Here is an 18,185-nt window from a genome sequence, read left to right on the forward strand (position 1 = left end):
GAGATGATCTGATTGAAAGGGCATCAAACAATGTCTCGATCTCCGCCAGATTTCTCAGAGGCAGTTATCGTGTTGGCGAACCTCATGGACCGGTATGGTCGCCTAAACGACGACTCGTCAGCCCGCCTCGAAACGGCTGTCGGCATTTTGAAGGAGACACCGAAAAGCCGTCTCATCACTTCGGGATGGAACTACAGACCTGACTCGTCGATCATGATCGCCCATGCCATGCGCGACTGCGCTCGAAACGTCCATGGCATCGCGCCCCACCGCATACTTACGGACAGTTCGGCCAGAGACACAGTTGGCGATGCTCTCTTCGTCAAGCGCAATGTGGTCGAACCTTCGCACATCCGTGACCTCACTGTAGTCTCCAGCGCTTACCATCTGCCCCGGGTCCAGCAGATTTTCGAGTTCGTGTTCGGCAGCGGCTACAGGATGCGCTTTGTCAGTACGCAGATTGACCATACCCGGGGAGTCGAAAAGTCTGAGATAGCGTCGCTTGCGGCCTTCCGCTCGACCTTTGACGGCGTCCTGCCGGGTGACACGGAGGCGATCTTTCAGCGCCTTGTGAGGAAGCACCCACTCTACAACGGCACCGTGCATCCTGCCTTTTGAGCCGCGTGGCGCTCCGGCAGATCGGTGGGAAGAGTGACCCGTCTGCCGGAGCGTACCGCCTCCAATGACCGCGAATGCCCGCGTGGCCATGTCGTTGGCGGATCTTGATAAAGCGGGTCAACGAGGGATGCGTTGGCCCGTGTCGGCTGAAAACAGGGTCGCTTGCGGAATCGCGATGGACACCTGGACGAGTTGGTTTGGCGAAACCTTCCCCGTTGGGAAACGTGCTACCAGCTTCTGGCCATGCACCGTCAGCACGACATTGTCTTCCGGTCCGGTAGGCTCAACGCTATCGACCTTGGCCGTCTCGCCCAGCCCGTCACTGGCGAGCGTGACATGCTCGGGCCGTATGCCCAGGAGGATACTTCCCTCGGCCCGGTCTATCCGGCCCAGCGGGACCGACCAACCATAGCCATCTTCGAACAGGGCGCCCTCAGCGGACTGCTTGAGGGTGCCGGTCAGCAACTGCATGGATGGCGAACCGATGAAGCGGGCGACGAACAGATTGGCCGGCTGGTGATAGACCTCGTAGGGGGTGCCAATCTGCTGGATGTCGCCCTTGTTCATCACCACGATCTTGGTGGCAAGAGTCATGGCCTCTATCTGGTCGTGCGTCACGTAGATCATGGTCTTGCCGAGCTGGGCGTGCAGCCGCTTGATCTCGGAGCGCGTTTCAACGCGCAAAGTGGCGTCGAGATTGCTGAGCGGCTCGTCGAACAGGAAGATGCGCGGGTCGCGCACCAGCGCCCGGCCGATTGCGACGCGCTGGCGTTGGCCGCCCGAGAGCTCGCGTGGGCGGCGCTCTAGCAGCGGCTCGATCTGCAGCAGGCGGGCGACCTCGGCGACGCGCTGACCGATCTGCTCGACCGGCGTCTTCCGCATGCGCAGCGGGAAGCCGATGTTCTGGGCCACTGTCATGTTGGGATAGAGCGCATAGGACTGGAACACCATGGCCACGTCGCGCTCGCGCGTCGGCATGGTGGTGACCGAGCGTCCCTCGATGACGATGTCGCCGCCATCGATCGGGTGGAGTCCGGCGATGGCATGCAGCAGGGTCGACTTGCCACAGCCTGAAGGGCCAAGCAGCACGACGAACTCGCCGTCTTCCGCCTCGACATTGATGCCCTTGAGCACCGGCACGGCGCCGTAGGACTTGGTGATGTTGTTGAGCTGGAGTGAAAGCCTGGACATGGATCTATCCCTTGATGCTGCCGAGCGACATGCCGCGGACGATCTGCCCCTGCACCAGCATGCCCAGGACGAGCATGGGCAGCATCACCAGTGTTGCGGCTGCGGTTAGGGCCCCCCACTGGACGCCCTGGAAGGTGAGGAATGAGGTGATGCTGACCGGAAGGGTCTGCGTATCGCGGCCGCTGAGCACCAGCGCGATGAAGAACTCATTCCAGGTGAAGAGCACGCACATGATGAGCGTGGCGATGATGCCGCCCCTTGCCACCGGCAGGAATACCTCGCGGAAGATGGTGAACTCTCGCGCCCCATCCACTTTGGCCGCATCCCGGAGCTCGCGTGGAATGTCCTCGAAGAAGGTCAGCAGCATCGAGATGGCGAAGGGGATGTTGATGAAGGCGTAGATGGCGATCAGCAGCCAATGGTTGTTGAGCAGCTTGAGCTGGGACGCGAGGAAATAGGTCGGGATGACGAAGATGATCGGCGGCGCGATGCGCAGGCTCAGGACGAACTTCTCGTTGTCCTGCTTGGTTTTGTCGTCCTGCTGCACCAGGCCATAGGCCGCCATCGCACCGATCGCCACAGCGATGATGCTAGCGGTGAACGAGACGACGATACTGTTGAAGAAGGCTCGAACGAACACGCTGTTCTGGAGCACCTTGCCGTAATTCTCCCAAGTAGGCTCGAACAGCCAGACCGGCGGGATGGCAAAGGCGTCACGCCCTGTTTTGATCGAGGTCGCCACTACCCAGTAGAGTGGGAACAACACCACGATGATGAGCACGACGATCAGGATGTAGAAGGCGATCTTGCGCATGTGACTCATCCCCTCTTCTGCGGACGGAAGGCAAAGCCATAGACGGCCAGCAGTGCGACATTGGTCAGGATCGTCAGCACCATGGCGATGGTCAGCGCATAGGAGATGTCGAAATTGGTGAAGGCGACGATGTAGCCGTAGAGGTTGAACGTCTCAGTGGAGAGAGCCGGCCCGCCTCGGGTCATGATGTAGAAGATGTCGAAGGCCTTGATGCTGTCGATGGCGCGGATGACGCCCACGACCAGCAGCGCGCGCTGCATCATCGGCAGCGTGATGTGCCAAAGCACCTGCCACTCGCGGGCGCCGTCGACGCGCGCCGCGTTCTGCGGATCGCCGGGCAGCGATTCCAGCGAGGCCATGGTCAGCAGCACCACAAAGGGCGTCCACTGCCAGATATCGGCGATGAGCAGCGAGAAGATCGCGACATTGGGATTGCCCAGCCAGTCGACCGGCCCCAGCCCGATCGTCGACAGCAGGTAATTGGCCATGCCGCTGGATGGGTCGAACATGAAGCGCCAGGTCAGGCCGACCACGACCGGGGTCATGACGATCGGCACCAGGATCAGCGCCCGAACCACCCGTTTGCCGGAAAATTCACGATCGAGTAGTAGAGCGATGCCAAGGCCGAGCATCAGCTCGATGCCGGTGGCCGCGATGGTGAACATCACGGTGCGGCCAAGTGCTGAGAGGCCGCGCATGTCAAACAGCAGGCGCAGGTAGTTATCGAGACCGATGAACTGCTGCTGGCCTGGGCGGAGCAGCGAGATGTTCTGCAGCGTCAGCCAAAGCACATAGACAATAACGATGACCGAAATGATGCCCATCACGAGCATGATCGGTCGGTAGAAGAGTTTTGTGGCGTCGTGAGCCATTGCAAATCCTACAAGAAAGTGACCCCGCCACCTGGGGCGGGGTCGCCCGCACTCAGCGCGTGAGTGCAGCCGCGTTAGCGGCATCGGCTTCTGCAAGCGCATCCGCGGAACTGGCCGTACCGGCCAGGACCTTGGACACCGCGATACCGGCATTGTTTATGATCTCGTTGGCGACCGGGACCGTCGGCAGGTATTGCGGATTGCCCTGATTGATCGACGCAATCATGGCGTCCTTAAAGGCGCCGTAGCGGGAGCTGAAATCCTCCGAAGCAAAGGCGGCCGTCGAGGTGACGCCGGAATTGGGTGCGATGGCCAGCGACTTGATCTGTTGCTGCTTGGCCGTCGCCCAGGAGATGAAGAGCCAGGCGGCCTCCTTGTTGGCCGACGCCGAAGCGATATAGAGGCTGTGCGCACCCAGCGACGAGGAGCCGCCCTTGGTATTGGCGGTTTCGATCGGCACCGGCGCATAACCGACCTTGCCGACGACAGTGGAGACCGAGGGATCCTCGTTGAAGGCACCGTTCACGGTCGCGTCGAGCGTAATGCCAGCCTTGCCCTGCTGGAACAGGATGCGGTTTTCTTCCCAGCCGAAATTGGCGACGCCGACCGGACCATAATCGCGCAGCACGCGGGCATAGGCTTCCAGCGAAGCCGCCGCTTCCGGCGTGCCAAGCGCCGAGCCACCGTCGGCATTGATGAATTCACCACCAAAACCCCAGAGCCAGCCAGCCCAGACATAGACGCTGTGGATGCCCTGGGCGCCGCGCATGGTGATGCCGGCAATCTCGCCGTTCGACTTTTCCTTGATCGTCTTGGCCGCCGCTTCGATATCGCTGAAGCTCTTTGGCACTTCGATGCCATACTCTTCGAACAGGTCCTTGCGGTACATTAGCAAGGTGCTTTCGCCGAAGACGGGCAAGCCGTAGAGGACGTTGTCGATCACGTTCGGACCGAGATAGCCGGGGACGAAGTCGGTGCGGTCGAAATACGGCCCGAACTGGTTGGCCAACTGGTCGAGCGGCTCGATATAGCCGGCCTGCACGTAGCCGGGCACAAAGATGATATTGTTCTGCACCACGTCGTAGCGGCCCGAGCCCGACGAGAATTCGAGCAGGATCTTGGGCGACACATCCGATTCCGGCACGATTTCGAGATCGACTTCTATCCCGGTTTCGGCGGTGAATTCGGGCAGCAGGGCCTGGATGCCATCGGTGGTCGGGTGACCTTCCATCAGCACCGACAGGCGGATGCCCGCATAGGGCTTGTCCTGGGCGATCGCCGGCACGGCAACCGAAGCAGCCAATGCCGCTGCCAAGGCAATCAGAATACGACGTTTCATAGTTTCCTCCATGTGCGCCATCGTACTGCGCGTAACGTCAGACCTTGGCCGGGCACCTGGACCCCCAGTGGCAAAGGCTGGGCTACGAACCGTTCCTCCGACGGTGATCGCAATTGCTCAGGCATTCGTTCCAAAGTCAATAAATAAATCACTCTGACTTAATATGCAGCAACGAAATCGGGATCGCGTCGGCCATGGCACGGTAGCCACGGTCATTGGGATGGATGTGATCGCCGCAATCGAAATCTGAGCGCAAGCGTGAAGGCCGCGCAGGGTCACGCACGACTTCGTCGAAGTCCAGCAGGCCGTCGGCGTTGGATTCGGTGCGTATCCAGCGGTTGACCGCCTGGCGGACCTTCTCCTTGTCGGCGGTGTAATAGCCGCCATGGGGGAGGTCGGGCCGCGTGCCTTCAAATGGCATGAGCGTGCCCACGATGACCTTGAGGCCGGCGATGCGGGCCCGCGCCATGAGTTGCTGGTAGCTTAAGATCATCTGCGCGGCGGAGACGGCTTCCTCGGGACCCGCCAACACCGTCCGCGGCCAGAGGATGTCGTTGATGCCCTCGAGCAGGATGAGATGGGTAGCGCCGGCCAGCGACAATACGTCCCGGTCGAACCGTGCCAGCGCCTTGGCGCCGCGCCGATCATGCAGCAGCCGATTGCCGCCGATCCCTTGGTTCAGCACCGCGACATTCTCAAAGCCCGGTTCGGTGGCAAGGCGCTCGGCCAGGAGATCGGGCCAGCGGGCGCTCGCATCGATGCTGGAGCCGAAGCCATCGGTGATCGAGTCGCCGAAACAGACGACGGCGCGGGCGTCCTGAGCGACCTCGACCAGGATCGAGGAGAGGGCATAGTGGCTGGTGGTGATGTTCTGCGTCACCATGAGATCCGAGCCGACGAAGTTGCCGGGCACCGACACATAGGCGGTCTGCTGCGCCTCGAAATGATGAGTGTGGAACGGCATGAAGCCGGATGAGAAATAGCTGACGGCCAGTAGGCTCAGTGGCGCAACCGGCAACTCGATGGGATCGCTGATGAGCGGCGCGCCGGGATAGACGGTTCCCACACGCGAACCACCGAACGTAACTGCCCTTCCGCTCGATGCAGCCGCTTTGCCGCCGATGCCGCCAATGGCGATTTCCACCTCGTCAAATACGAGTGGCGTGTCCCCGAACTCGTTGGTAAAACGAACGGCAATACGGTTGCCACCCAGAGACACCCGGGCAAATTCACGTATCGTCTGGCCATAGATGCCGGCCAGGGGCGCATCGGGCGCCCACACATTCATGGGCGAGGCCGTCCACGAGGCGATCCAGCGATTGGTCAAGTCACACACCTTTCTCGATGCTTGCGCGGTACCAACTTGAAAAGTTGGCCACCTTTAGATAATTCATTCTTACTTATTAAAACAGCGAATCCAAGCGGCTTGTAGGTACGATTTGACCGGTCACATACCTGGCACCACTGTTCTCCGCCGCACGCAGGTGGCGCACCTCCCCCATAGCCTGGGGTCAAACCACGTTGCCCTGCGCGCTGCCAACGAGCGGCTTGTGCTCTCGCTCATCCGTACCCATGGCCAATTGTCCAAAGCGCAAATTGCCGATCTGTCCGGCCTCACGGCCCAGACTGCTTCGGTCATCGCCCGAAGCCTGGTCGAGGCCGGATTGCTGGTCGTCGGCGAACCGGTGCGCGGCAAGGTCGGCCAACCCTATGTGCCGATGAGCCTCAATCCGGATGGCGCCATGTTCTTCGGCATCCATGTGGAGGATAGCGAGGCGCGACTGGCCCTGGTCAATTTCACCGGCTCGATCATCGCCGAGCACGTGCTGGACCTGTCCGCCGTGGATCTCGACAGGATCATCACTTTTGCTAGCGAGGCCATTACGGGCTTTCGCGCCGGTTTCGATGCCGACCAGTGGGCACGGGTTCAGGGCCTGGGCGTCTCTCTCTCGTCCGGCAGTGCAGACCGCGCCAACCTACCCTGGAAGCAGGTGGAAACGGCCTTCTTCGACTTTGGCCAGTCACTTGGCCTTGCGACCTATGTCTCCAGCGACGCGGTTTCGGCCTGCAGTGCCGAGCTGATCTATGGCCACGGCGTCGGCGTGGCCGATTTTCTCTATGTTTTCATCGACCACTCGATCAGCGGCGGCCTCGTGCAGAACGGCCGAATTCGCTTTTCCCGAGACGACACCGGCCCCAACATCGGGCAATTCCTCGTCGCAACGGCCAAGGGCACGCTGGTTCCGCTTCGGACGCTCGCTGACGAAGGTCGCCCTCACGTGGATCGTGTTCCGGGCCTGGCTCGCAACATTGCCTATGCCGTCCATTCGGCCAGTTCGGTAGTGAACTTCGACGCCGTGATCGTTGATGGCGATTTACCCCAAGACCAATTGCACAAGCTCACGTCGGAACTGCGCTCGGCCCTGTCCGACCTCACCGACGGCGACATTCCTTTCGTGAACGAGGGGTCGCTGCGATCCAAAGGCGCCGCCATTGGTGCCGCATGTCTTCCCCTGGCAGACCGCTTCTTCCCAGAAAATCCTTAAGGCTCACCGGAACGGCAGCTTCAGGGTACCTGGACTGGAGCAGAATGTCCGTAATGGAGTCGGAAGCGGCCAGACGATTAAGCATCCCATTCCCGCCGTTTGGGGCACTTCGACAATTCCCTAAAGCTGCCGTCATCCGGCGACGGTAGCGTTCGCGGGTGGGTCGTTGCTAAGGTGTGCCTTTCAATACGCAGCACTGACCCGAAAGAACCAGCACGGCACTAGCTATGACAGGCTTTCATTCTTGCGACCAAGGTGGCGAAGATGTTCGCGTCGGCAAGAAACAGTTTGAGAGGTGCGCGGAAAATGCCCGTCACGATTGTCCTCACCAACGAGACCGTCGAAGAGGTGGCAGAAGTTGTATTGGCGTCGGGACCACGGCGAGGCAAGGCACACGCGGCAAGATAACCTCGCCTGTCGCGGCCGCACAGGCCGACTATCGATCTGGATCGAGGGTCGATGGCCAACAAGGTGATAATCCTGCCGTTGGCCACCTGTGTGCCCGTGTGGGCTTTCTGGCTATTGCGCTCGCGCAGCGTACTGTTTCGACTACACTTTTCGATGCTTCCAAGCCTGTTGGTCTCCAGCGCGCCGTAACAATGCGGCGGCACAAAGGAGATCAACATATGAAACTCATCGCGCTCGACTTTAACCTGCGAGGCCAACAGATCGGCCACCGGGTGGTGGACTTCGATGCACGGCACTTCACTCCGACCCAGTACGACTATCTCATCAAGGGCATCGGTGTGACTTCCATCTCCTGCAGAGGGCGCACCGACTATCAACCGGCCGGAGCGGAAGCGGAAGCGGAAGCGGAAGCGGAAGCGGAACAATGAGCCCAAGTGCAAAGAACACCAAGAAAAAAGAGGTACGAAATCGTGATTCACACCAAAGGCGGCTTCCGGCCCGTGTCTATTAATGCCTTGCCACTCAGCTCTCATATATTCATGGCGAGCGCCGCATGCGGCGCGCTTGCGGCTGAACCTATTTTTGGCTGCGATGCAAAAAGCGCCGCCAGCCACCATCCCAGTACTTGAGGTCGATCAAAAATCGTCGGTCTATCGGCGCATTTAGAACGCGCAGTCGCAAGCTGACATCGGCGCCTACCAGGTAAAGTCCAGCGGCACGGTGATTGCCATCGAGCAAAAAGTATTGACCAGGTCCGACGGCATAAGCTGGCAGCTCCAGTGTCGCGGGTACTCCGTGTTCGAGGAAATGGTTCCGCATAGCCTCGAAAGGGCTCCTTGTTTCGCTATTCATTTGGTCAAATCGGTTCACAAGCTCCCCAATTCGCAGCGGACGAGCGAATGGGTTGGCCAACGAAACTCCGGCCCGATGCTTCGTCGCGCGAAATGCGCTGAAGAGCGGAGCAATGTCCTTTGCTGTCTTAAGTTCAACCCATTGAAGCGACTGCTGGTAATGTACCAGCCGGTTGGCATGCAGACGTGTTGTCATTTCAGGGAAGTCCCTGAGAATGCTCTCTGCAGGTGTGATGATATGAGACAACATGGATGAGGGCTTCAGTGCGGCCTGGAGAAGCGTTAGCTTTCGCCACTGATTTCGAAGCCCAAACGCACCTTGTAGTTGGAAGGCTGACCGATTGAGGAGTGCTGACAAACACCCTCAATCAAATCCATGCCAATGGCGTTGGGACGAGCTAGGCTCTTTCCTTTGGTGTTTCGACGATGTCGTCAGGGGCTTTCGGAAAAAGCCGCCGTAGCCAAGCGCTGAAGGCGTCCGTGTAGGTCAGCAACACCGGAACAACCACAAGTGTTAGTGCCGTCGAACTAACCAATCCGCCGATCACCGCGTGCGCCATGGGAGCATTTTGACCACTGCCCCCGTGCACATTGAGCGCGAGAGGGAGCATGCCAAAAATCATCGCCAGGGTCGTCATAATGATTGGCCGAAAACGCGTCACGCCCGCCTCAACCAGCGCTTCATAAAGATTCCAGCCCTGGCGGACATGGTGATTGGCATTGTCCACCAACAGAATAGCGTTCTTCACGACCAGGCCCAACAGCATGATGAAACCTATGGCCGAATAAATGTTGAGAGTGGACCCACCAACCAACAAGCCAACGACAACGCCGAGTAACGCTAAAGGCAGCGAGCCCATGATCGCCAGGGGTTGCAGAAAGCTGCCAAACTGGCTGGCTAGAACCAGATAGATGAAGATGATGGCCAGCAGCAGTGCGGATATGACCGAGCCAGCTGCGTCACCCAGCATTTCCACGTCCCCGCCCAAGGAACTCCGATAGCCAGACGGAAAGTCCAGCGAGTCGACTGCGCTTTGCACAAGTGGCGTTGCAGTTCCCACTTCTATGCCATCCAAATAGGCTTCGATCGTCACGCCGCGCTGGAGGTCCTTGCGCGTAATCGTTTCGGGACCAAACATCTCGACCACTTCCGCCACCTGATTGAGCGTGACCATTGCTGTCGCCCCAGACGAACTGGATTGCGCGATGGGCAGGTTGCCAACCGCATCGACATCGTTACGCAAGGTTTCGGGAAGACGAACCATGACCGAATAGGCATTGCCGTCCGGGGCAGTCCAGTCAGCGACGTCCTCACCACCAATAAGCGGTGAGAGGGTAGCGGCAACCTGGCTCGCGGAGACCCCCACCGTGTTGGCAAGATCGCTATCCACGCGGACGCCGAGCACCGGTTGGGCTTCGTCGACACTCGAGGTGACATCCGTGATCCCTTTGATGGTGTTCAACTTCCCAACCAGCTGCCGGGAAAGATCCTCCAGCACGGACAGTTGCTCGCCATAAAGGGTCACTGAAATCGGTGCGGATGCGGGTCCCAACCCAGATGCCGTTGCCACTTCGAACGTCGCGCCGGGCACGGCCTGCAAGGCGAGGCGCACGACGGGGACGAGTTGTTGCGGCGTGGTGTCACGTTCCGATTGCGCAACGAGTGTGACTGTCAGCGTGCCGGAATTGGCGGAGCCGCTATTTCCACCACCGACTGTCGAATAGGTGCTGGCGACTTCAGGATATTGGTGAACAACCGCCTCAACCTGCCGGATTTTGGACGCGGTGGACTCCTTGGAGGAGCCCGGTGGGGTCGTGACCGTGATGGTAAAATCGCCATTGTCGGCCGAAGGAGCAAACTCGTAACCGACCCTGGACACGAGGGCTATTGCTGCAACGAAAGACGCCAAGGCAATCAGTAAGACTGTCTTGCGATATTTGAGGGAGGCGCGCAGCAAATGCCGGTATCCCGCCGTGACCAGTCCAAAGGCCTGATCGAATTTCTGGACCGCCTTCCCGATTGGTCCGCGTTTGGCGTCGGGATGAGAGGCCGGATCATACCAAACACTCGACATCATTGGGTCGAGGGTGAAGGCGACAAACAGCGAGATCAGCACAGCAACCGAAACGGTGACGCCGAACTGCAGAAAGAGGCGGCCCAGTATCCCGTCCATGAAGGCAACAGGCATGAACACGGCGATAATGGAAAAGGTCGTGGCCATCACTGCCAGGCCAATTTCGTCGGTTCCGTCGAGGGCGGCCTGGCGGTGCGATTTGCCCATGTGGAGATGCCGGGTGATATTTTCGCGCACAACGATCGCGTCATCGATCAAGATGCCGATAGCCAATGACAGGCCCAGCATCGTCATCAGGTTCAGCGTAAAGCCGAACAGGTGCAAAGCCACCATTGTACCAATCAGGGAGATCGGTAGAGTGAGGCCAGTTATGACTGTGGATCGCCAGGAATTGAGAAACAGGAAGACGATCACAACGGCCAGAACCGCGCCTTCTATGAGCATATTCTGCACGGCGTAGAAGGATTCTTTGACTGACTTTGCGTTATCGACAACCACCTCAATCTTGACCTCGGCTTTTGCGAGCTCATTCTCCATAAGCGATTGGATGGTTTGCTGGACTTCCTCAGCTACCCCGACCGTGTTGGCGCCTTGCGTCTTTACAACATCAACCGCAAGCGCGCGCTGACCATTCAGAATGGCGAGGCTGTCCGCATCGCCACTACCATCTTCAATGGTTGCGACATCGCTCAGATAAACCGGTTGCCCTCCCAAATTGCCGACAATGATGTCGCCAAAATCGTCCTTGTCCTCGATACGCCCGAGCACTTGCAAGGGCTGTACAAGACTGCCCTGCGTTACTGAACCCGCAGCCAAATCTTTATTGGCGTTTTGCAGGGCCGCGATCACCGTATTGGCGCTAATATTAAAGGCTGCAAGCCGATCAGGGTCGATCTCGATATTGAGCTGGCGTGGTACACCGCCAACCACCGAGGCACTGCCGACGCCTGATATGTTCGACAGACGTTTTGCAATGACATCTTCGGCCAATGTCGTCAGGTCGCGGTCGGACAGTGTGTCCGAGCTGACCGCCAGCGACATCATAGGCGCGGCACTTGGATCGAACCGCATGACTTGGGGATCGTCCGCCGCATCGGGCAACCCGGCCTTCACCGGGTCCAGCTTATCGCGCACTTCCTGGGCCTTGTCCTGCGAGTTTTCGCCCAGATTGAAAGACAGCGAGATCGTCGCGCGGCCTGTCTGGGCAGTCGATTGGACACTATCCAAGCCGGAAATGGTATTTACTGCGTCTTCAATAGGCTCGATGACATCGGCCTCGACCGTCTCCGGTGAAGCGCCAGGATAGTTCACGATCACAGTGACCATCGGCAAATCCACATCGGGCATCTGCTCGATCGGCAAGCGCTGATAAGAATAAATGCCAAACACCATGATGGCGACCATGATCATGGTCGCAAAGACCGGATGATTGACGCTGATGCGGGTCAGGAACATCGATTAGTCCTCGATCAACTTGAAGGGGTCGGCGGCGGAGAGTTGGGCAAGTGCGGCCGAGACGATGACATCGCCGGCATTGACGCCCGACAGCTCAATCATGCGCCCGCGATCCCATTTCATACCGGGCTCAACCGCTCGGCGTTGCAGGAATTGGCCCTCCAACACCAGGACGTAGCTACCTTCGGAATCTTCGCGCAGTACCTGGGACGGCAATGCGATCACGTCATGCTTTTCGCTGACCGTTACCGATCCGGTTGCAAACATGCCGCCTCGAAGGGCGTGGTCGGCATTTTTGATGCTGACATATATCTGCACCGCCCGTGTGCCTGACGCTGCAACCGGACCTACGCGCACGACCGTACCGGTGAATGTTCTGTGTTCGAGGCCACTGACCGTGATGCTCGCCGATTGCCCCGCTTCGACCAGGGTGCTGGCGCTCATCGAGGCAGAGGCCTGATATTCGATGCTGTCGATGTTCACGATCGTCACCAGGGATGCCCCAATAGCGACGGTCTGACCTGGCTCCACTGATCGGCTTGAAACGATCCCACTGATCGGTGCACGCACCGTAGCGTTGTCCAGCGCCAGCTGAGCGGATTTGACAACATTCTCCAGCGAAACGAGGTTGGCTCTAAGTGCTGCGGCCGACGAGCGCGCCTCTTCAAGCGCCGATGGGGTATTCAATCCTTGTTTTGCCAACTCTTCGGTGCGTTGAAGTTGTTGCTCGGAAAGTACAAGCTGAGCGCGCGTCGCTTCGGCAGTAGCCTGCTGCTGCTCCAACTGGATCAACAGGCTCTCGGTATCGATCTGCGCAATAATATCGCCTTCCCGCACGGTGTCGCCCGGCCGCACCTCAACACTGAGGACCTGGCCTCCCGCCTGCGCGGCGACATCAGACTGTCGAGCGGGCGCCAGCAGCCCCGAAACCTTTATGGTTTGCTGCATATTGGAAGGAGAAACCTGGGTCGTTTCCGACCGTCTGATCTGTTTGACAATTGGCGTTTGCCCGATGGAAACGGCGGCCTCCGGTTCCGGCCTGGTCATAACAAGGATCGTTGCACCCGCAACCGCAATGGTGAGCAGCAGCCATGGCAGGATTCTACGCTTCGGCACGGGGCCTGCGGTTTGCTCTGCGGTGGCCTCATCGCCGCGGCTCTGTGCCCATTCTGGTTTTTTAGGGTTGACCGTCATTTCGTCTTCCAATCGTTTGTTATCGCGCGCTACTGCTGAAACCGGACGGCCGTGAGGGACGACTTGGTTGCGTCAACGACGAAAAGCCCGGCCTGAGTGAGCGCCGTATTGCGGTTGGCTTCCAGGGTCGTGACGTTGCTGGCCAGGGCCGCCAATGTGGCAAAACCCTCGTGACCGAAAGCATCCGGCGCCTGCACGGAACTGATGTCGACAATCGAGAGACCGTATAGGTCGATCAGATTCCGCAGAAACGGATCATTGCCATCCAACATTCCGACCCGTGGTCGCTCACTGCCGAGTGCGCTGGACGCGGCCAGCGCGCGGTCATTTTTGGAGACCAGGATCAGCATCGGCTTTTCCGGCCGGCCGATGATCTCCATCTGCGAGGAGAAAACGTCGGTATCAATGTCCGGCGCTGCCAGAATGATACCGAGCTTTCTGAGCGGGATGCTCTTATTGGAGAGCTTGAGCTGACGCGCCGCCTCCATCACAAGGAATGCGCCCATGCTGTGTGCTGCGATATTGATCTGCTTTATACGCGGCTGTGCAGCCAGCAAATCGATCAGTTCTACGAGATCGCCGCGTGAGGCAATGCTGGCATCGCGATCAGCCATATAGCCCAGCAGACTCGCCTCCGATGGCCACGAAAAAAGAATAGTGGGCTCTTTCACGCCGGCATCGGCGGTGACCTGGGCTAGCCGGAACAGTGCCTCCTGGAAGGTCTGGTTATAGCCGTGAACATAGATGCCACTGGCCCCGCCTGGCGTTAGTCCTTGTTGTACGGCCTGCAGAAACGTCGACCGACTGAGCCGTTCACGGGAAACCACGACATATTCACTTGATAGGTCTGGACGACGACCGACGAAGTTGACACCTGCCGCCTGCCGTTTTGGCGGAACAGAGATCGTGTAACGCTCATAAGTCGGTTCGTTCGATCGAATGGCCGTGAAGCCACCATCGCCTGCCTGGAGGCGGTTGGTGACTGCAAGTATGCTGATTTCTTGCGTTGGGCGCACCGGAGCTTGCAGAGGTTGCAAGACCGTGGCCGTGGGCCTCGCCACGCAGCCGGCAAGGATGAACAACGTCAGCAACAGAGCCAGTGCGCGCGAGCCGACAAAATCCATGGCTAATATCCCAACGAAAACCGTCGAGACAGGCCAAGCCCGACCGTAAATTGGCTTTCTTCCTCGACGATCGGAGAGTCTGCAGCGCTACCAAGGAGCTGGCGATATGAGGCGCTAAGGGTGACAAAAGTGTCGGTAATGATCTCGTATTTGGCGGAGACGCTAAGGCTCGCCGACTTCGGCCCGCCTTCCGCCTGATAGGCGGCCAGCCTTCCACCTGTCGCGTTCGACTCATCCGCCGTAACGCCAAAATAGGTGTTCATGTAATCGTCGCCCGCAAAGCTCAAGGCGGGCCCACCCGTCAGGGTCAATTGCGGGGTAAGACGCCAGGAGAGGTTGGCCCCCACTGCGCCCAGGAAGTCCTCGGCACCGCCAAAGGCATATTGCAGCTTGGCGTAAAGCTCACCACTCAATCCGTCGGTCAATTCCATCTCGTAGCCGATACGGACGCCCGGTGCGTAGGTGGCATCAACATCGTTGAGACCTGCAAGCCAGTCATGGTCCCCGCTTATACGTTCGGAGACAAAATCCATGGCCGGAGATATGGAGAGGCCGCCCCGTGTTTTATTGACGTTGATCAATCCAGGGATGGTTAGCTTTTCGACTTCAACGATCGGGGAGAAGACCACGGTATAGTCGGATGCGCCTTCATAGGCAGGCTCAACACCCACGCCCAAGCCCAATTCGACGATGATGCCGGGCCCCTGCTTTGGCGCGACTAAATCGGGCGACGCACCGCCATAAAGATCGAAATCATTAGCGGCGACAGACGACGCTGGAAGCGCCACCATGAATGTGGAAATCAGGACCCTGGAGGTACGCATAATTGCTCCAATAGATTGCCATCCGATGGCAATCGGGGCATTTCAGCCCCATGCTTTTGAACTTGCTGTTGCTTGAGTTGGAGAGCGTTCCGAAGCAGAGGGTTGTTGCCTCGGAACGCCCCTCGCCAAATCTGTCAGGTCGGGCTGCAGAAGTGACGATTGCCGTCAGACCCAAGAAACGTGCCGGTTCTCGGATCGAAAGTTCGATATCGGTCGGCACAATACCGATGCCATTCCGCGCTCCAGGGTTCGAAGGCCGATTCCGTCGGCCGCTCGGCTGCCGCCACGATGACGCCGACAACTAGACCGACGATCGGCAGCGACATCTCCGGCCTGCCTCGCCATTCTGGATAACGATCTAGCTCCCCTTGCCCGACGTCAAAGTCCGGGCCCGGAGCTACGCCGGGGGCGCCTATGCCAGGACTTGAAAGAGGGGCCGCGGCCGGAGGAAATGGAAGCGGTCCCTGCGCATAGACCTGACAAGCACTCGCGCCCAGAACGGCAATGCCCAAAGCGAATACCGGCAATTGCACACGCAGCTTTTTCAACTGGCCTTTCCTTCGCGCGAAAAGACGATTGCGGTGACTTCTGGTACGACAGCGGCAATCGCCAGCCTTCGCGCTTCTTCGATGTCGGAGATTTTCATCTTGATAGCGATCTTGGCGGAGAGGGCGTTGATATAGTGAGCGCCGATCTCGGGAATATTGGACCATTCCCTGAGAACGATGCGCAGCACCTTGGCGGCCGCGTCAGACTGCAGCAGGCGCTCAAGGGCATCCATGGTGTTCTGGTTGGTTAGCTCGCCATCCAGGCAAAACTCTTCGATAACCTTGTCGAGCAGCTCGCGTTTTGAGGCGTAGTATCTGTAAATGACGCTTCTATTCAGGCCGAGCCGCCGGGTTACGCCAGACAGAGTGGCCTTGTCGAACTCCGTCGCGGAGAAGACCTCAAGCGCTGCCGCCGCCAATTTCTTAGGATCGCTGCGCAACCTGAAATTTGGTATCCGCCGCTCCCCCAACGCCCGGAGACCGTCAGTTAACATCTCCATCGCGATATCACTCCGCAGATCTTCGAGAGGGTTCGCAAACGTCGCCTGTAGGGCACGCCTACGCGCGCTCGAAAACGAACTGTTCGCCCTTGGGAGATGTGCCAATCACGCTATTACCGCTTACCGACAGCGTCATGCAGGCGTCCCCTTCCGGGATACCCACGATACAGAAGGCGCCATCCCGCACAGCCCAGGTCACGTTATTGCTGAAAAGACCCAGCTTGACCTGCCCGCTGCCGTCGGGGTTGAAAGTCATCTGCACTTCCGGCCCGTCTGGTACCTTGACACTCCAGGGCGCCCCATCAGCGAGCAGTGGCAGGTCCTGCGCTTGGACTTGCATTGTGGAAGCGCCGAACACGGCAAGCATAACCAGCAGTGCGAAATTTTTGAGCATGTCTATTCCTCATGAGCCCGTTCCAGCGACGGGCATGGAGGCTAGATAGCGCACGACTTCTCTGAGGGGTGTGGAGACATGTGCCTCCAGATTGCTGCATCCGATTGGACACATCCAGACACAAAACTTCGGTGCTCGGGCTATTCCACGATCACCATGCGGACGGGAGCGCTACAATTTGGAGCAGTCCGCCAGTTGGCCGGTTTTCAATCGTCAGCGATCCACCCAACCGCTCCACAATCTCGTTGGCTATGGTTAGCCCTAGACCAGCGCCCTTCGTGTTGCTTCGGCTGAAATCCGCGCGAAAGAAGGGCTCAAAGACTTGAGTCAGCATATGTTCGGGAATGCCCGGACCATTATCTTCAATGCGCACGAAAACCGTTTCGCCTTGTTGCTGAAGTGAAACGGTCGCACCACCACCATAGGTGGCTGCATTGGTGATGAGATTGCGCAGAGCCCGCCGAAGCGAAAGCGGCCCAGCATGGACCCAAGCATCTTCAAGAGTTCCTAGATCTACCGACAGATCAGCGGCGTTTAGCTCTTGCACAGTCTCTCGAACGAGCACGGCCATATCGACGCTTGTGTGATCTGCTGTTCCGCTTTCCTCACGAACCAAGCCGATGGCACTTTCGGCGATCTTTTCAAGCTCGTCGATATCGGAAAGCCAGTCGGCCTGGTCAGCATCCGGCAGCAATTCCGCCCGCAGGCGCATTCGCGTCATTGGCGTACGCAGATCGTGACCAGCAGCGGCGACCAATCGCATCCTAGCTTGCAGCGCCGACTTTAGCCGCCCCGAAAGGCTATTGAGTGACGCCTTAACCTGCCGAGCTTCTGCAGAACCTTCCACCTTGAGATGAGGCAATTCGCCGGACGGGTCAACGGAAGCAACAGCACGTTCGATAATGCTGTAGGGCTCGGTAACGCGGCGCGCCATAATAAGAGCAACCGATCCTACCCCGATTACCGTCACCGTCAGCCACGTTACTAGCACCAACCAGGCCGCTCCCGGCGGTGGGGGGATATCGGGGACGTCTATGGTCGCCCACCTGCCATTGGGCAACTGGTAGGCCGCAACACGGCGTTTAGTTGTGGGGTCCTCGATAATACGAGCACCGTCGACATGCCCTCCCCGCCAGGCTATCTCCTGTTGCAATCGTTGCGTTGGCACATCGAGGGTCAAGCCTGATGGTGGGGACACAGGCAAGGCATCGGTGTTCCCCAAGCCGACCAGAAACTCCGCCGCAGGACCAACGGATACATTCAGATCGGATCTAGTCACCACGACAAAACTAACGGCTACCGCTATCGCCAATACCGCCAACATGGAGGCCACGAGGATAAGCGCGATACGATTTTGCAACGACAACATCGGCATGGCTCCACAACGAAGCTCGGCCAGACCGAGCTTTCAGGATGCGACAGTGTTTCCTAT

The 18,185-nt window shown here is 58.9% G+C and carries 18 protein-coding genes; 3 read left to right on the forward strand and 15 right to left on the reverse strand.

Annotated features, from left to right (window positions below):
* The first annotated feature begins 30 nt into the window (after positions 1 to 30).
* Positions 31 to 618 (forward strand): YdcF family protein, encoded by a 588-nt coding sequence (locus QQL79_RS16835; RefSeq protein ID WP_284392718.1) that lies wholly within the window; start codon positions 31 to 33, stop codon positions 616 to 618.
* A gap of 117 nt (positions 619 to 735) precedes the next feature.
* Here the strand turns inward: QQL79_RS16835 and QQL79_RS16840 are convergent, their stop codons facing one another.
* From QQL79_RS16840 to QQL79_RS16860, 5 genes are all read right to left on the reverse strand, one after another.
* A complete protein-coding gene (locus QQL79_RS16840; RefSeq protein ID WP_284392719.1) occupies positions 736 to 1,809 on the reverse strand; it encodes an ABC transporter ATP-binding protein in 1,074 nt (357 codons plus the stop codon).
* A 4-nt stretch (positions 1,810 to 1,813) separates the two neighbouring features.
* A complete protein-coding gene (locus QQL79_RS16845) occupies positions 1,814 to 2,623 on the reverse strand; it encodes a carbohydrate ABC transporter permease (protein WP_284392720.1) in 810 nt (269 codons plus the stop codon).
* A gap of 5 nt (positions 2,624 to 2,628) precedes the next feature.
* The gene (locus QQL79_RS16850) at positions 2,629 to 3,495 is read right to left on the reverse strand and encodes a carbohydrate ABC transporter permease (protein WP_284392721.1); all 867 of its coding nucleotides are present in this window, start codon (positions 3,493 to 3,495) and stop codon (positions 2,629 to 2,631) included.
* A 52-nt stretch (positions 3,496 to 3,547) separates the two neighbouring features.
* Entirely contained in the window at positions 3,548 to 4,834 is a 1,287-nt protein-coding gene (locus QQL79_RS16855; RefSeq protein ID WP_284392722.1) for an ABC transporter substrate-binding protein, read from the reverse strand.
* Between the two features lie 148 nt (positions 4,835 to 4,982).
* A complete protein-coding gene (locus tag QQL79_RS16860) occupies positions 4,983 to 6,161 on the reverse strand; it encodes an SGNH/GDSL hydrolase family protein (RefSeq protein ID WP_284392723.1) in 1,179 nt (392 codons plus the stop codon).
* Positions 6,162 to 6,384: 223 nt separating this feature from the next.
* Here QQL79_RS16860 and QQL79_RS16865 point away from each other — a divergent pair, with 223 nt between their 5' ends.
* Positions 6,385 to 7,380 (forward strand): ROK family transcriptional regulator, encoded by a 996-nt coding sequence (locus tag QQL79_RS16865; protein ID WP_284392724.1) that lies wholly within the window; start codon positions 6,385 to 6,387, stop codon positions 7,378 to 7,380.
* A 221-nt stretch (positions 7,381 to 7,601) separates the two neighbouring features.
* Here QQL79_RS16865 and QQL79_RS16870 read toward each other — a convergent pair whose 3' ends face one another.
* Positions 7,602 to 8,006 carry a hypothetical protein gene (locus QQL79_RS16870; protein ID WP_284392725.1) on the reverse strand — a complete coding sequence of 135 codons (405 nt, stop codon included), beginning with the start codon at positions 8,004 to 8,006 and terminating at the stop codon, positions 7,602 to 7,604.
* Here QQL79_RS16870 and QQL79_RS16875 point away from each other — a divergent pair, their 5' ends adjacent.
* Positions 8,007 to 8,216 carry a hypothetical protein gene (locus QQL79_RS16875; protein WP_284392726.1) on the forward strand — a complete coding sequence of 70 codons (210 nt, stop codon included), beginning with the start codon at positions 8,007 to 8,009 and terminating at the stop codon, positions 8,214 to 8,216. It abuts the gene before it with no gap.
* A 148-nt stretch (positions 8,217 to 8,364) separates the two neighbouring features.
* On the opposite strand, the gene QQL79_RS16880 is transcribed toward QQL79_RS16875, so the two are convergent.
* The 9 genes from QQL79_RS16880 to QQL79_RS16920 form a co-directional block, all read right to left on the reverse strand.
* On the reverse strand, positions 8,365 to 8,889 hold the full coding sequence (locus tag QQL79_RS16880) for a hypothetical protein (protein WP_284392727.1): 525 nt from the start codon (positions 8,887 to 8,889) through the stop codon (positions 8,365 to 8,367).
* Between the two features lie 148 nt (positions 8,890 to 9,037).
* Entirely contained in the window at positions 9,038 to 12,169 is a 3,132-nt protein-coding gene (locus QQL79_RS16885; protein WP_284392728.1) for an efflux RND transporter permease subunit, read from the reverse strand.
* 3 nt (positions 12,170 to 12,172) lie between these two features.
* A complete protein-coding gene (locus tag QQL79_RS16890) occupies positions 12,173 to 13,363 on the reverse strand; it encodes an efflux RND transporter periplasmic adaptor subunit (protein ID WP_284392729.1) in 1,191 nt (396 codons plus the stop codon).
* Between the two features lie 29 nt (positions 13,364 to 13,392).
* Positions 13,393 to 14,487, reverse strand: coding sequence for an alpha/beta hydrolase (locus tag QQL79_RS16895; protein WP_284392730.1), 1,095 nt, complete (start codon positions 14,485 to 14,487; stop codon positions 13,393 to 13,395).
* A gap of 2 nt (positions 14,488 to 14,489) precedes the next feature.
* Positions 14,490 to 15,311 carry a MipA/OmpV family protein gene (locus tag QQL79_RS16900; protein ID WP_284392731.1) on the reverse strand — a complete coding sequence of 274 codons (822 nt, stop codon included), beginning with the start codon at positions 15,309 to 15,311 and terminating at the stop codon, positions 14,490 to 14,492.
* A 134-nt stretch (positions 15,312 to 15,445) separates the two neighbouring features.
* Positions 15,446 to 15,637: a BA14K family protein gene (locus QQL79_RS16905; RefSeq protein WP_370461231.1), complete on the reverse strand. Its 192-nt coding sequence runs from the start codon at positions 15,635 to 15,637 to the stop codon at positions 15,446 to 15,448.
* A gap of 218 nt (positions 15,638 to 15,855) precedes the next feature.
* Positions 15,856 to 16,359, reverse strand: coding sequence for a TetR/AcrR family transcriptional regulator (locus QQL79_RS16910; RefSeq protein WP_284392732.1), 504 nt, complete (start codon positions 16,357 to 16,359; stop codon positions 15,856 to 15,858).
* A 58-nt stretch (positions 16,360 to 16,417) separates the two neighbouring features.
* Positions 16,418 to 16,753 carry a hypothetical protein gene (locus QQL79_RS16915; protein WP_284392733.1) on the reverse strand — a complete coding sequence of 112 codons (336 nt, stop codon included), beginning with the start codon at positions 16,751 to 16,753 and terminating at the stop codon, positions 16,418 to 16,420.
* 151 nt (positions 16,754 to 16,904) lie between these two features.
* On the reverse strand, positions 16,905 to 18,122 hold the full coding sequence (locus tag QQL79_RS16920) for a sensor histidine kinase (RefSeq protein ID WP_284392734.1): 1,218 nt from the start codon (positions 18,120 to 18,122) through the stop codon (positions 16,905 to 16,907).
* Positions 18,123 to 18,185 lie beyond the last annotated feature (63 nt).

Origin of the sequence: Devosia yakushimensis (genome assembly GCF_030159855.1) — a bacterium.
GTDB lineage: Bacteria > Pseudomonadota > Alphaproteobacteria > Rhizobiales > Devosiaceae > Devosia > Devosia yakushimensis.

What these genes read in the sequence shown, in the direction of transcription:
- QQL79_RS16910 (WP_284392732.1), bottom strand. Translation starts at nt 16,359, where the DNA reads ATGGAGATGTTAACTGACGGTCTCCGGGCGTTGGGGGAGCGGCGGATA.
- QQL79_RS16885 (WP_284392728.1), bottom strand. Translation starts at nt 12,169, where the DNA reads ATGTTCCTGACCCGCATCAGCGTCAATCATCCGGTCTTTGCGACCATG.
- QQL79_RS16845 (WP_284392720.1), bottom strand. Translation starts at nt 2,623, where the DNA reads ATGCGCAAGATCGCCTTCTACATCCTGATCGTCGTGCTCATCATCGTG.
- QQL79_RS16880 (WP_284392727.1), bottom strand. Translation starts at nt 8,889, where the DNA reads ATGTTGTCTCATATCATCACACCTGCAGAGAGCATTCTCAGGGACTTC.
- QQL79_RS16850 (WP_284392721.1), bottom strand. Translation starts at nt 3,495, where the DNA reads ATGGCTCACGACGCCACAAAACTCTTCTACCGACCGATCATGCTCGTG.
- QQL79_RS16835 (WP_284392718.1), top strand. Translation starts at nt 31, where the DNA reads ATGTCTCGATCTCCGCCAGATTTCTCAGAGGCAGTTATCGTGTTGGCG.
- QQL79_RS16915 (WP_284392733.1), bottom strand. Translation starts at nt 16,753, where the DNA reads ATGCTCAAAAATTTCGCACTGCTGGTTATGCTTGCCGTGTTCGGCGCT.
- QQL79_RS16890 (WP_284392729.1), bottom strand. Translation starts at nt 13,363, where the DNA reads ATGACGGTCAACCCTAAAAAACCAGAATGGGCACAGAGCCGCGGCGAT.
- QQL79_RS16900 (WP_284392731.1), bottom strand. Translation starts at nt 15,311, where the DNA reads ATGCGTACCTCCAGGGTCCTGATTTCCACATTCATGGTGGCGCTTCCA.
- QQL79_RS16870 (WP_284392725.1), bottom strand. Translation starts at nt 8,006, where the DNA reads ATGTTGATCTCCTTTGTGCCGCCGCATTGTTACGGCGCGCTGGAGACC.
- QQL79_RS16855 (WP_284392722.1), bottom strand. Translation starts at nt 4,834, where the DNA reads ATGAAACGTCGTATTCTGATTGCCTTGGCAGCGGCATTGGCTGCTTCG.
- QQL79_RS16905 (WP_370461231.1), bottom strand. Translation starts at nt 15,637, where the DNA reads ATGTCGCTGCCGATCGTCGGTCTAGTTGTCGGCGTCATCGTGGCGGCA.
- QQL79_RS16875 (WP_284392726.1), top strand. Translation starts at nt 8,007, where the DNA reads ATGAAACTCATCGCGCTCGACTTTAACCTGCGAGGCCAACAGATCGGC.
- QQL79_RS16920 (WP_284392734.1), bottom strand. Translation starts at nt 18,122, where the DNA reads ATGTTGTCGTTGCAAAATCGTATCGCGCTTATCCTCGTGGCCTCCATG.
- QQL79_RS16840 (WP_284392719.1), bottom strand. Translation starts at nt 1,809, where the DNA reads ATGTCCAGGCTTTCACTCCAGCTCAACAACATCACCAAGTCCTACGGC.
- QQL79_RS16895 (WP_284392730.1), bottom strand. Translation starts at nt 14,487, where the DNA reads ATGGATTTTGTCGGCTCGCGCGCACTGGCTCTGTTGCTGACGTTGTTC.